Below are 12690 nucleotides of genomic sequence, written 5' to 3'. Positions count from 1 at the left end.
GGGTGAACGGCCCGCGCCGGTGCCCGAACACGGCAGGGCGTCAGTAGCATCGGCGGTATCGGTGGGAGGAAGGCGGCCCGGTGGCTCTCGACGGCATTCCGCGCGGTCGCCTCGACGAGGCACCGCCGCCGATCGCGCCGCAACTGCATCCTGCAGCCCGGCGCCCCACGCTGTTCGGCATCGGACTGCGGGTCACGCTCGGCATCCTCACCGCGCTGGTGCTGGCGTCCATCATCGTGTCACTGCGGGGCGTGGTGTTCTCGGTGTTCGCCGCCCTGTTCCTCGCACTCGGCCTCAATCCACTCGTCAGGGCACTGCGCCGCGCCGGACTGCCCCGTCTCCGCGCCGTGGGAGTCATCGGCGTCGCCGTCGCCGTCCTCGTCGCCGGGGTGCTGTCCCTCATGGTCCCCTTCGTCGTGGCGCAGGCGACCGCGTTCCTGCAGGCCCTGCCCGACACCGTGCGCGGGCTGGCCGACGAGGAATGGTTCCAGGGCGTCGACGCCCTGACGGGCGGCGCGGTCTCGGACGTCCTGCGCACCGCGGGGGAGGCCCTCACCCGGCCCGACGTCCTGACGGGCATCGCGGGCGGGGTGGTCAATGTCGGCGCGGGGATCGCGGGGTTCTTCTCGTCGGTGATCCTCATCGCCATCCTCACGCTGTACTTCCTCGCCGGGCTGCCCCGGATCAAGCGGGGCTTCTATGCGCTCGTTCCCGCGTCGCGTCGTCGGACGACCATCATGCTGACGGAGAGGATCGCGGACTCGGTGGGGAAGTACCTCAGCGGCATGGTGGTCCTGGCCCTGCTCAACGCCGTGTTCAGCTTCGTGCTCCTCACGGTCACGGGCGTCCCGTTCGCCGCGCTCATCTCCGTCGCCGCGTTCTTCGTCACCCTGATCCCGCTCATCGGGACCATCCTCACCACCATCGTCATGACCCTCGCGGCGCTGCTCGACTCGCTGGTGGCGGGTATCGTCGTGCTCGTCGCCATGCTGATCTACATGCAGCTCGAGGCGTATGTCCTCACACCGCGGGTGATGAGCAAGGCGGTCCAGGTGCCCGGTCCGTGGGTGCTCATCGCAGCCACGGCGGGCGGCTCCCTCCTGGGACTGCCCGGCGCCCTGGTCGCGATCCCGGTGGCCGCTGCCTGCCTGCTGCTGGTGAACCAGCTCATCGTCCCGCTCCGCCAGGTGCAATAGGCCCCCGGCCTACCGGAAAGGAGGCGACCCGTGATCCGGTTGCTTCGTGCCCTGATCCTCCAGTGGCTCGTGCTCATCGTGGTCCTGGCCATCACCGCGCTGCTCGTCCCGGGCATCCAGGTGTCGGGCGGGCTGTGGGGGCTCATCGTCACCGCCGCCGTCGTCGGGCTCGTGAACGCGCTGGTGGGACCGGTCCTCCGGCTGCTGGCGCTACCCATCACCGTGCTCACGCTCGGGCTCTTCTCCCTCGTGGTGAACGCGGTGCTGCTCTGGCTGTCGTCCCTCCTGAGCGGTTGGCTGCATCTGGGAGGCCTGTTCACGACCGTCCTGGCCGCGCTCGTCATCTCGGTCCTCAACGCCATCGGTACCCGGCTGGTCCTGCCGAGCCGTCCACACCGTGCTGCCGGTACCCGGTAGTACGGCTAGTCCGCGGCCGCCGTCTCCCGCTCGTCGATGACCGGGGGAAGCCCGAACGCCTCGAACATCTCCGGGTACAGGAAATTGTGGTGGCCCGTGATGCGCTCACCGTCCGTCTCGATGACCTGGATGGCCCACGGCTCCCAGAGCCCCGTCTCCACGAAGTGGTAGTTGGCGAACCCGCCGGCACCGTTGACGTGGAACGGGATGAGGCGCCCGTTCTCGCACACGCTCCCCTTGCCGACGAACCAGGCGATGACGTCGTCGGGCCCGCTGAGCCACAGGTCGAAGGGCGGCATGGAGAGCACCACGTCATCCCGCAGCAGGGACACGAGGACATCCATGTCGTACGACTCGAAGGCTTCGCAATACCGCGCCAGCAGGGCCTTGTGCGCCGGATCCTCGAGAGGCATGGGCGCCGCGGGCTCGTAGCCGGCCATCGTCTTGCGGGCCCGCTGCAGGGCGCTGTTGATCGACGCCGTGGTCACCTCGAGCAGCGCTGCGACCTCGGCGGCGGACCACCGGAGCACCTCGCACAGGATGAGGGCGCTGCGCTGGAGCGGCGGCAGGTGCTGCAGCGCGGCCACGAAGGCCAGGCGGATGGTGTCGCGGGCCTCCGCGACGACGGCGGGATCACTGGACAGGTCGACCACGCGGGCATCGGGGATGGGCTGCACGAAGACGTTCTCGGTGAGCGGTGCGCCCAGCATGGCATCGGCGGTCCGTGTGGACGGGCCGAGATCCATCGGCCGTGCGCGGCGCTGGGGGCTGCGGAGCATGTCCACGCAGACGTTGTGGGCTATCCGGAACAGCCAGGTACGGAGGGAGGACTGGCCGGCGAAGGACTCCCGCTTCGACCAGGCCTTGATCATGGTCTCCTGCACGGCGTCCTCGGCCTCGGCCGCAGCGCCGAGCATCCGGTAGCAGTAGCCCGTCAACTCACGCCGGGATGCCTCCAGGAGCTGCTCGAACGGTGCTGTGTCCTCGGTGCCCGGCGGTCTTCCCGGGGTGGTGGTGGCGGGCTGCATGCATCCGAGCGTAGCGACGGCCGTGCCGGCGCGGGGAGAGGATTGCCCGAAAATTTTCGCGGCGTCGATGATTCGGGGCCTTCGGTGTCGTCTACTGGGGACACCACCATCATCGGGAGCTTTCATGCGCAGACTTACAGCAGGCCTCTTCTCCTCCGTCGACGGAGTGGTCGAGTCCCCCCACCTGTGGCAGTTCGACAGTTTCGACGCCGAACTGGGCGCCGGGATGGGCGAGATGATCGACAGGGTGGACACCGTGCTCCTCGGGCGGCACGGGTACGAGGAATGGGCGGAGTACTGGCCGGCAGCGGACGCCGGCGACCCTTTCGGGCGTTTCATCAATCCGGTGCGCAAGTACGTCGCCTCCCGCACGCTCGAGGGTGAGCTGGGCTGGACGAACGCCACCCTCATGGACGCACCCCTCGAGGACTTCGTGCGGACGCTCAAGCAGACCGACGGCGGCGACATCGCCATCTGCGCGAGCATCTCCCTGGTGCGGCAGCTGCTGTTCGCCGGGCTACTGGACTCCCTCATGCTCATGGTCCACCCGGTGGTCGCGGGTGCCGGCCGCCACCTCTTCGAGCCCTCGGATCCCGTGACGAAACTGGAGCTGCAGGACCTCACCCGCACCAGCAGGGGCAACGTCCTGGCCACCTACGGCCTCCGCACGGACTAGGAAGGACCAAAAGCATGTCGTTTCAGGCATACCTCGACGCCGTCGAGGAGAAGACAGGGCTCACCCCGCGCCGGCTCGTCGACCAGGCTCGGGAGCGCGGCCTCGACAGCCCCACCACGAAGGCGGGGGAGATCGTCACCTGGCTGAAGGAGGACTACGGCCTCGGCCGTGGCCATGCCATGGCACTGGTGCACGTCATCAGGAACGGGACCGCCATCAGCGACAAGCACGTGGGAAGCGGCGGGACCCACAGGGACGCCTCGGCCGAGCTCTGGATCGACGGCAAGGCGACCAGGCCCGGACCGGCGGCCCCCCTGAGGGGACGCCACGCCTAGACTGCTGGGCATGGCCGTCCTCATCGATCCACCAGCGTGGCCCGCGCACGGCACCCTGTTCTCCCACCTGGTCTCGACGCAGTCGCTCGAGGAACTCCATCGGTTCGCGGAGGCCGCAGGGATCCCCCGCCGTGCCTTCGACGAGGACCACTACGACGTGCCCGCCCGGCGCTACCGCGAGCTTGTGGAGCGCGGAGCGCAGGAAGTGAGCGGAGCCGACCTCGTGAGGGCGCTCATCGGCAGCGGCCTCCGCGTCCCAGCGCGCCGTCGTGCTTCGAAGCTCCGCGCCGCGCTGTCGTCACGCTGGGCCGCCCTCCTGCCCGAGGACCCGGCCCTGGGTGAGGAACTGCTCGACCGCTGGGCCGAGCCGCACCGGAAGTACCACACGCCCTTCCACCTGCTGGCGCTGCTCGAGGCCCTCGACCTGCTGCTGCAACCGGCCGACCTCCCGCTGCGCCGGGCTGTGCTTATCGCCGCCTGGTTCCACGACGCCGTCCACGCGGGCGTGGCAGGGGAGGACGAACGGGCCTCCGCCGCCCTCGCCGTCGAGCGGCTCGGAGCGGACGGGCCGCTGGCACGGGAGGTGGAGCGGCTGGTCCTGCTGACGGCGGCGCATGACCCGGCACCCGGTGACCGGGCCGGCGAACTCCTGTGCGACGCCGACCTCTCCGTGCTGGGTGCGGCCGAGGATGACTATCTCCGCTACAGCCGGGCCGTGCGGGAGGAATACGCCCATATTCCGGATGAGGCATTCAGCAGGGGGCGGAGCGCGGTGCTGCAGCAGCTCCTCACCCTCGAGCCGCTGTTCAGGACGGCCGAGGGACGCACCCGCTGGGCGGACCGCGCGCGGACGAATATAGCTGCGGAGCTGGCGGGCCTGGGCTCGACCGCGCACTGAGCGCGGCCTACGTCCGACCAACGTCGTACCGGAACGAGTCCGCTCCTACTATGGACATCAACGGTATCCGATATCTAACATATCCATATGCGGATGGCACAACTCAGTGAAGCAAGCTCGATCCCAGTCGCAACGATCAAGCTCTACCTCCGGGAAGGGCTCCTCTCCCCGGGGGCACGGACCAGCCCCAATCAGGCCCAGTACGGGCTGTCCCACCTCCGGCGCCTGAAGCTGATCCAGGTGCTCGTCAAGCTCGGTCGGCTGAGCCTTGCGGCGGCCGGCGAGGTCCTCGACGCCATCGACTCCGATCTGCCGCTGATCGAGACCTTCGGCATCGCCCAGCGGGCCGCCACCCGGGTGGTCGACCGCGCATCGATCCACGACGAGGATCTCGGACGCATCGACGCGCTCATCGAAGACTGGCATGTCCACCCCGACGGCTGCGGACGCTATGACGCCGCCGCCGCACTCACCGCCTTCCGGGAATCCGGGCTGAAGGCCACGGACGACTGGTACCGGCGGTATGCCGACGCGGCGCTCGCCGTCGCGGAGGCCGATCTCGACCTGGTGGACGCCCAGGAGGGGCGGAGCGCGAAAGCCGAGACGGTCGTCGTCGGCACGGTGCTCGGGGACGCGGTGTTCGCCGGGCTGCGCCGCGCAGCCCAGGAGCACGTCTCGTACACCCGGTATGCGCAAGACGGCACAGGCTCCCCGCCCGCGCCGACATCCTGAGGAGAACCGATGTCCCACACCCCGACCGTGCGTCGACCACCCCTGGCCGGCGTCACCTGGCACAAACCGCTCCTGATCCTGGCCGCGCTGATGGCCGTCACCGGACTCGTGAGCGTGGTCGGCCTCGTCGCCGACCCCCGCGAGATCGTCGGTATGCCCGCATGGGCCAAGCCGCTGAAATTCTCGATCTCGATCCTCCTGTACGCCCTGACGCTGTCCTGGCTGATCGGCCAGGTGCGCTCTGCACCGCGGCTCGCCTGGTGGTCGGGGGTCGTGGCCGTCGCGGCCCTCGTCGCGGAGATGATCATCATCGTGGGCGCCGTCCTCGCCGGCACCACCAGCCATTTCAATGTCACCTCACCGCTCCACCAGGCCATGTGGGGCATCATGGCGATCTCGATCGTCGTCGTGTGGCTCGCCTCGCTGGTCATCGGCATCCTCCTGTTCCGGGTGCGGGGCGCCGACCCCGCACGCTCCAGCGCCATCCGGGCCGGCGTGGTCATCGGTCTCGTCGGCATGGCGCTCGGGTTCCTGATGACGAGCCCCACGGCCGCACAGCTGGACGACTGGCAGGGTATCTCCGGCGCGCACACGGTCGGGGCGGGGGATGGCGGCGCGGGTCTGTTCCTCCTCGGGTGGAGCACCGAGGCCGGGGATCTCCGCGTGCCGCACTTCGTCGGCATGCACGCGCTGCAGCTGCTGCCGATCGCTGCCATCCTCCTCGAGGCGGCAACGCGGCGCGTGGCCGTCCTGCGGGAGCCCCTGGTGCGGCGGCGGATCCTCCGGGTGCTCGCGGTGCTCTACACCGGCATCCTGGGGGTCCTCACGCTGCAGGCCCTCGCCGGGCAGTCCGTCATCCACCCGAGCGCCGGCATCATGCTGGGGTCGACGGCCCTGGTGCTCCTGGCCGCCCTCGCCATCGCGGTGATCATGATGCGGGGCCGGAGCCTCGACCGGAGCGCAGCCTCCTTCGGGCCCGCCGCCCGGCCGGTCGCCGGTGGTGCGTCATGAAGCCGCGCACCCGTCAGCCGCTGCCGGCCCGCTCCATCGCCGTCGTCGCCGCCTACGCGGTGCTGTCGGTCGCCGGGTTGCTCGGGACCTGGTACTTCAACCTGACGTACTCGGGCACCGACGGCACCTACGTCGAGGCCTGGTTCGCCAACCCGGCCAGTTCCTCCGCTGCCGTGGACGTCATCGTGACGGCGCTCGTGGCGTGCATCTTCTACGGCGTCGAGGGACGGCGGCTCGGCTGGCGCCTGCGGTGGCTGCTGTTCATCCCGCTCACCTTCGTGATCGCCCTCGCGTTCGCGCTGCCGTTGTTCCTGATGCTGCGTGAACTCCAGCTCGCCCAGGGGGCGCCCCACGAGCGGACCACCGGGCAGAGCCCGATGGGGCAGGCGGCGTGACCCGACGCCGGGGAGAGGAGAAGCCATGGGATCGGTCGACGACTCACTCGCCGCACTGCCGGCTGCGGACCGGGCGTGCCTGCAGCGCGTCATCGCCTGTGCCGGGGAAGTACGGCCCGATGCGCAGGACGGGGTGAGCTACGGCCTGCCGGCGCTCCTCCTCGGGGGGAAGCCGTTGCTCGGCGTCGCCGCCACCGCCAGGCACCTCGCCCTGTACCCGTTCTCGCCCGCCGTGATCGACGCCGTCGCACCGGCCCTCGACGGTTTCGCCCGATCCAGGGGCACCATCCGTTTCACGGCGGCACGGCCGCTGCCCGACGACGTCGTCCGCGAGATCGTCCGCCTCCGCAGCCTCGAGATCACCGGACCGTAGCGGCCAGGAAGGGTGCCCGGCCATCTCGGTTCGGTGGTCAATCCCACCGATCGGTGGCCACGGCTGGAGGAGAGTCCGATCATGGGTGCATGGCATGGTCAGCCCGTCCCGGTCTCGCCGCGCTCGCGGCGATCCTCCTCACCGCGTGCGCCACCCCGGGGTCTCCCGGAGGTCCGGGCGGCGATGCGCCCCGAGCAGCCGCCCCCGCGGCGGTGCAGGCCGACGGCACAGCCGCCGCTCCGGCCGCGGACGGTGAGGTGATCGGCCAGGGCACCGTGCGGCAGGACGGGGCCGACCAGCCCGAGTTCTGCCTGGGCGGCGTCATGGAATCCTATCCACCGCAGTGCAGCGGCCCGCCGATCATCGACTGGGACTGGCAGCTGGCCGGCGGGTTCGAGGAGGCCTTCGGAGTCACCTGGGGCGCCTACGCGGTGACCGGCACCTGGGACGGCCAAGCCTTCACGAGGACGGGCATGCCCATTCCCCTCTCGCTCTACGACGCGATGCCCTTCGACGACCCGCTGGCCGGCAGGCACGGGGCCACGGACCCGCTCGAGCTCGAGCGCATCCGGCAGGAGGTCCATCTCCACCTCCCGGGCCACATCCTGACGGCCGAGACGGAGAGGGGTTTCGTCGTGGTCACCGTCGTGTACGACGACGGCACCTTCCAGGCACAGCTGGACGCCGTCTACGGCACCGACGTCGTCGTCGTGCTGTCCGCCCTGCAGCCCTCCGGCTGATCGGGACGGCAGGCGGAAGGCCGGCCGCGGCTCACCGGAACCTGGACGATCGTGGCGAGGGAACGCCGAGGGAACGCCGAGGGAACGCCGAGGGAATGACGAGGGAACGACGAAGGGAACGCCGTGCAGATCATCCTGTGTGACTCCGAAGAGCAGGTGGGACAGCGTGCCGCCGACCTCATCGAGGCCCGCATCCGGCTGGGCCCGACCGTCCTCGGCCTCGCCACCGGCGGCTCGCCGGCGTCCACCTACACCGAGCTGATCCGGCGGCACCGGGAGGAGGGTCTCGGGTTCGGGGAGGTCACCGCCTTCACCCTCGATGAGTACGCGGGGCCTTCCCGCCGGCCACCCGCAGTCCTACCACTCCACCATCCGCCGTGAATTCGTGGACCACGTGGATCTCCCGCCGACCCGGCTGCATACGCCGAAGGGCGACGCCGCTGACCTCGTCGCGGAGGCGTCCCGGTACGACGCCTCCATCAGGGAAGCCGGAGGCATCGACGTCCAACTCCTCGGGCTGGGTGCCAACGGCCACATCGGATTCAACGAACCGACGTCGTCCCTTCGGTCCAGGACCCGCGTCAAGACCCTCTCCGGGACCACGCGCGCGGCGAACGCCCGCTTCTTCCAGGGTGACGACGAGGAGGTGCCCAAACTGTGCCTCACGCAGGGCCTCGGCACCATCTGCGAGTCCGGGCAGGGCGTCCTCGTGGCGCTCGGCGAGACCAAGGCGGCCGCCGTTCAGGCCATGGTGGAGGGACCGGTCAGTGCCTTCTGCCCCGCTTCGGTGCTGCAGCTGCACCCCAGGGCCGTTGTGGTGCTCGATCCCGGGGCCGCGGCCCACCTGACCATGCTCGAGTACTACCGCGAGGCCCAGGCACTGGACGACGAGCTGCAGTAACGGCACACGTCCTCGTTCGAACGGCATCGCGGTGATGCTGATCTGCTGCCGGGGCCCGGCGTCAGGCCGGTGACCGTCCGACCACCACGGTCGCGCCGATCTCCGGGCGGGTCCTCGACCAGGCCCGGAATCCGGCGGCGCCGAGCAGGCGGACGCAGTCCTGTTCCTGGTCCTCGCCCACCTCGAACAGCAGGTGGCCGCCGGGCACCAGCCACTCCCGGGCCTCGCGGGCCACCCGGCGCTGCAGCTCGAGTCCGTCCCACCCGCCGTCCAGGCTGATCAGGGGCTCATGCTCCCGCGCTTCGGGCGGCAGGGTGCCCACCCGCGACGACGGCACGTAGGGGGTGTTGCAGAGCAGGGTGTCGACCGTGCCCCGCAGCGCCACGGGCAGGGGGTCGAAAAGATCCCCCACATAGAGCTGCGCGCCCGGCGCGGCGAGGTTGCGCCGGGCGAGGTCGACGGCCGTGCCGGAGATGTCCGAGGCGTGCAGGGTCACCTCCCCGACCTCGTGCGCGAGCGCCGCGCCGAGCGCGCCGCACCCGCAGCAGAGGTCGAGGACGGTGGCTCCCGCCGTCGTCAGCGACGCTGCGCACTCGACGAGGAAAGCGGACCGCTGGCGCGGGACGAAGACGCCCGGTCCCACCGCGAGGCGCAGGCCGCAGAAGTCCACCCAGCCCAGGATGTGCTCGAGGGGGAGGCCCGCCACGCGCTGATCGACCATCACGGCCAGGGCGGCGGGGGAAGCTCCGCTCGCAACCAGCAGCCGGGCCTCGTCCTCGGCGAACACGCATCCGGCAGCACGCAGCCGGGACGTCAGCTCCGCTTCGGTGGGGTGGGGGAGGGCAACGGCGTCCGGCGGGTGGTGCGGCATGGATCGGCCCTTCGTCGAAGGCGGCCTGGCACCACGAGGATAGCGGCGATCGGGTCCCGTGTCGCCGCCCCCGTCCCCGTCACCGTCGTTGCCGTCCCTGCCGCTCACCGGTCCTGCAGGACCTCCCGGGCGGAGGTCCACGCGCGGAGACCGTACCTGTCGTTGTCCAGCGCGTGGAAGGCGCCGTCCCCGCTGAACATGTTGCCGAAGTACTGCATGCCCTGCCAGGCGGGGTACAGGTCGTCCGAGGTCCCCGAGAAGGCCTGTCCCACGCGAGCCATCAGGCGGAGGGCGCCGATGCCGCCGGCACGGAGCAGGCGGTACTGCTCGCCGCTGATGCCGGTCATGATCGTCGCCAGGTCCCGGGAGGAGACGGTGTCGCCGGCGATGCGCAGGAAACGCGGCGCGTCCGGGTCGAGGGCGGCGTGCGCGGTGTAGGCGGCGACGTCGTCCTTGGTGGTGAAGGCCATGGGCTGGTCTGCGTCACGCCAGTACAGGACCCTCTTCCGACCGAACAGGATCAGGGGCGCCACGCCCGTGAGCATGTCCGCGAAGGCGCCGTTGAGGACGGAGGTGGCGCGGATCGGCGCGGCGTCGAGGATGCTGCGGAAATCCCGCCGGAGCTGCAGGTTGCGGTTCGAGCGGTCCTTGATGGTGGTGTGGTCGAGGGAGTAGTCCGACGGGATGAACCGCGGGACACCGGTAGCCACGGCCGCCATCAGCAACCGGGTCTGGCGGTCGAGGATGACGGGCGCGAGTCCGCTGAGCGCCGAGACGACGGCGTTGGCCCCACCGACGGCGCCCTTCAGCTCGTCGGTATCCGCGTAGTCCACCGGCACGATCTTCGCCCCGAGGGAGCGTAGGGCGTCGGTGGCGGCGGAATCGCCCGTGGTCCTCGTGAGGACCCGGACTTCGGCGTCCTGGGCGATGAGGGCCCGGGCTATGCGCTCCCCGAGGTCCCCCGTGGCTCCTGCGACGGCGATGGTCTGTGGCATGGGACTTCCTTCGTGTGGAGCCGGGTAGGTCGATCGACCTGCGGCGGCCGGTCGCGTGGATCAGGGGCGACGTCGGCCCGCGTCTCGATTGTGGCATCGATGCAGCATCCGGCCGTGCGCTGCGTGGCGGCAGCCGCTCCCCGGACGGGAAGGGCGCTCCGGACCAGGCACTGCCCACAGGGTGGGTGCGCCGCGCAATCGACCGCTCGCAGGAGGGACGGGACCGCAGGACTCCGGGACCGGGATAGCCTGACGGGATGGAACGCGTCGCCGTGATCTCGGACCTGCACGGGAACGTCACCGCCTTCACGGCGGTGCTGGCGGACCTCCGACGCCGCGGTATCTCCACCGTCTACAACCTGGGTGACGTCGCCGGCAAGGGGCCCCGCGGCTCGGAATGCGTCCGCCTGAGCCGCCTGCACTGCGCGGTCACGGTGCGCGGGAACTGGGACGACTTCCTGCCCAGCGAGACCCCGGAGTGGCGCGACGACGCCGGCTGGTGGTGGCACAACGAACTGACCCCCGAGGACCGCCGGTGGTTGCAGTCGCTCCCGCTGTCGCACGACATCTCGCTGAGCGGTCGGCGCATCCGCATGTTCCACGCGTCGGCGAAGAGCGTCTACCACCGGGTGCACGCCCGGCACAGCGACGAGGAGTTCGACGGCATGTTCGCGGCCACGGAACTCACCGGTGACGGGCCGCCGCCGGACGTCGTCTGCTACGGCGACATCCATGACGCCTTCGTCTCCACCTACCGGAGCAGGACGCTCATGAACGTGGGCAGTGTGGGCAACCCGCTGGACGAACCGCAGGCCTCGTACGTGATCCTGGAGGGAGAGCCGGACGGCGATCGCTCGGCTCCCTTCGGTATCCAGTTCGTGCGGGTGGCGTACGACGTCGAGGCGGAGATCGCCGTCGCCGTCGAGCTGGGCATGCCCGCCCTCGAGCCCTACGCGATCGAACTGCGCACGGCCGTGTACCGGGGGCAGCACGCCGGGCTCGGGATGACCGACGCCGCGCGGACGTGAACTGCGGCCCAGGCAGTTGATCGGGAGCCGCTGCTTGACTCCCGATCAACGCCCCCTGTCCGTGCAAGCACATCGAGGTGGCTAACGTCAGTCCGCGGACAGGTCCGGGCCATTTGCTGCGTACACCCAGTGTGCGGCGCGGTCCCCGCTCCGAGGCCCGCACAGCGGGAAATCCCTCGCCTTGACAGCGGGTCCCTACGCCGCGGCCGGAGGCTCCTGACGCGGGGGTACCACGCTGGCGCCCGGGACCCTGCACATTGGGTAATATGCTCTAGGTCGTTTAGCAGCAGGCGGCCACCACCTTCTCCTCGCAGCATCGCGCGTGCCAGCAGGGAGTTGATGCAAAGGCACATCTGTTGGTACATCACGAGAGGGACAAGAGCCAGCCTGTCCCGGCCCTGCTGCAGGACATGGTCCTCGACAGCGACGACGTCGAGCAGTTCCTGACGAAGCTCGTCACCATGGCAGGGCACACCCTGTCCGCCGAGGACGACGAAGTCCTGTGCGGAGTCACCCTGCTGCGGGACCGGAGCAAGATCACGGTCGCCAGCAACAGCCCTGACGCCCAGAAGATGGACGAGGTCCAGTACGAGTACAACGACGGGCCGTGCCTGCGGGCAGCCCGCCTGGGCACCGTCCACTACGTCGGGGACTTCGAGACCGAGGAGCGTTTCCCCGAGTACAGCAGGGCGATCGCCGACCACGGCATGAAGTCCGCGCTCGGGGTGCCCATCCCGCTCGAGGGTGAGGCGAAGGCGGCGCTGAACTTCTACTCCCCGCTGACCCATGCCTTCACCGAGCAGGCCATCGAGGCGGCGCAGAAGTTCGCCGAGGAGGTCGGGGCATCGCTTCGGCTCGCGGTGCGCATCGCCGGGCTGGCGCAGGCCAGGGCCGACATGCGGGCGGCCATGGAGAGCCGGACCACGATCGACCTGGCCGCCGGCGTGATCATGGGACAGAACCGCTGCTCGCAGGACACCGCCATGTCGATCCTCAAGGCGGCCTCCAGCGCGAGGAACATCAAGCTCCGTGACGTCGCGGCCTCGGTGCTGCAGTCACTCGGCCAGGGGCCGGGGAAGACGCACTTCGAGTAG

The 12690-nt window shown here is 70.3% G+C and carries 15 protein-coding genes and 1 pseudogene; 13 read left to right on the top strand and 3 right to left on the bottom strand.

Annotated features, from left to right (window positions below; all coding sequences use genetic code 11):
• Nucleotides 1–80: 80 nt before the first annotated feature.
• Nucleotides 81–1196: an AI-2E family transporter gene (locus QFZ50_RS15255; RefSeq protein ID WP_307085588.1), complete on the top strand. Its 1116-nt coding sequence runs from the start codon at nt 81–83 to the stop codon at nt 1194–1196.
• A gap of 30 nt (nt 1197–1226) precedes the next feature.
• A complete protein-coding gene (locus QFZ50_RS15250; RefSeq protein ID WP_307085586.1) occupies nt 1227–1613 on the top strand; it encodes a phage holin family protein in 387 nt (128 codons plus the stop codon).
• A 5-nt stretch (nt 1614–1618) separates the two neighbouring features.
• Here the strand turns inward: QFZ50_RS15250 and QFZ50_RS15245 are convergent, their stop codons facing one another.
• Nucleotides 1619–2641, bottom strand: a complete 1023-nt coding sequence (locus QFZ50_RS15245; RefSeq protein WP_307085585.1) for a sigma-70 family RNA polymerase sigma factor — start codon at nt 2639–2641, stop codon at nt 1619–1621.
• A gap of 124 nt (nt 2642–2765) precedes the next feature.
• On the opposite strand from QFZ50_RS15245, the gene QFZ50_RS15240 reads away from it, so the two are divergent.
• The 9 genes and pseudogenes from QFZ50_RS15240 (at nt 2766) to nagB (ending at nt 8702) form a co-directional block, all read left to right on the top strand.
• Nucleotides 2766–3317 carry a dihydrofolate reductase family protein gene (locus QFZ50_RS15240; protein ID WP_307085583.1) on the top strand — a complete coding sequence of 184 codons (552 nt, stop codon included), beginning with the start codon at nt 2766–2768 and terminating at the stop codon, nt 3315–3317.
• 14 nt (nt 3318–3331) lie between these two features.
• Complete coding sequence (locus QFZ50_RS15235) at nt 3332–3652, top strand: DUF4287 domain-containing protein (protein ID WP_307085581.1); 321 nt, start codon at nt 3332–3334, stop codon at nt 3650–3652.
• 10 nt (nt 3653–3662) lie between these two features.
• On the top strand, nt 3663–4550 hold the full coding sequence (locus QFZ50_RS15230; protein WP_307085579.1) for a DUF4031 domain-containing protein: 888 nt from the start codon (nt 3663–3665) through the stop codon (nt 4548–4550).
• A gap of 93 nt (nt 4551–4643) precedes the next feature.
• Nucleotides 4644–5282 (top strand): MerR family transcriptional regulator, encoded by a 639-nt coding sequence (locus QFZ50_RS15225; protein WP_307085577.1) that lies wholly within the window; start codon nt 4644–4646, stop codon nt 5280–5282.
• 9 nt (nt 5283–5291) lie between these two features.
• Nucleotides 5292–6293, top strand: coding sequence for a hypothetical protein (locus QFZ50_RS15220; protein ID WP_307085575.1), 1002 nt, complete (start codon nt 5292–5294; stop codon nt 6291–6293).
• Nucleotides 6290–6688 carry a DUF2834 domain-containing protein gene (locus tag QFZ50_RS15215; protein ID WP_307085573.1) on the top strand — a complete coding sequence of 133 codons (399 nt, stop codon included), beginning with the start codon at nt 6290–6292 and terminating at the stop codon, nt 6686–6688. The genes QFZ50_RS15220 and QFZ50_RS15215 overlap by 4 nt, the downstream gene beginning before the upstream one ends.
• Before the next feature lie 25 nt (nt 6689–6713).
• A complete protein-coding gene (locus QFZ50_RS15210) occupies nt 6714–7061 on the top strand; it encodes an iron chaperone (RefSeq protein WP_307085572.1) in 348 nt (115 codons plus the stop codon).
• 89 nt (nt 7062–7150) lie between these two features.
• Entirely contained in the window at nt 7151–7801 is a 651-nt protein-coding gene (locus tag QFZ50_RS15205; protein WP_307085571.1) for a hypothetical protein, read from the top strand.
• 123 nt (nt 7802–7924) lie between these two features.
• Nucleotides 7925–8702, top strand: a pseudogene (gene nagB, locus QFZ50_RS15200) (glucosamine-6-phosphate deaminase).
• Nucleotides 8703–8763: 61 nt separating this feature from the next.
• On the opposite strand, the gene QFZ50_RS15195 reads toward nagB, so the two are convergent.
• Both QFZ50_RS15195 and QFZ50_RS15190 read right to left on the bottom strand, forming a co-directional pair.
• Nucleotides 8764–9573 (bottom strand): putative protein N(5)-glutamine methyltransferase, encoded by an 810-nt coding sequence (locus QFZ50_RS15195; protein WP_307085570.1) that lies wholly within the window; start codon nt 9571–9573, stop codon nt 8764–8766.
• Between the two features lie 104 nt (nt 9574–9677).
• A complete protein-coding gene (locus QFZ50_RS15190) occupies nt 9678–10568 on the bottom strand; it encodes an NmrA family NAD(P)-binding protein (protein WP_307085569.1) in 891 nt (296 codons plus the stop codon).
• Between the two features lie 257 nt (nt 10569–10825).
• Between QFZ50_RS15190 and QFZ50_RS15185 the strand changes: the two genes are divergently transcribed.
• On the top strand, nt 10826–11596 hold the full coding sequence (locus QFZ50_RS15185; RefSeq protein WP_307085568.1) for a metallophosphoesterase family protein: 771 nt from the start codon (nt 10826–10828) through the stop codon (nt 11594–11596).
• Between the two features lie 356 nt (nt 11597–11952).
• Nucleotides 11953–12690 (top strand): GAF and ANTAR domain-containing protein, encoded by a 738-nt coding sequence (locus tag QFZ50_RS15180; protein ID WP_307085566.1) that lies wholly within the window; start codon nt 11953–11955, stop codon nt 12688–12690.

The organism is Arthrobacter agilis (assembly GCF_030816075.1).
Classification (GTDB): domain Bacteria; phylum Actinomycetota; class Actinomycetes; order Actinomycetales; family Micrococcaceae; genus Arthrobacter_D; species Arthrobacter_D agilis_E.
This window is presented reverse-complemented; position numbering and strand designations above follow the sequence as displayed.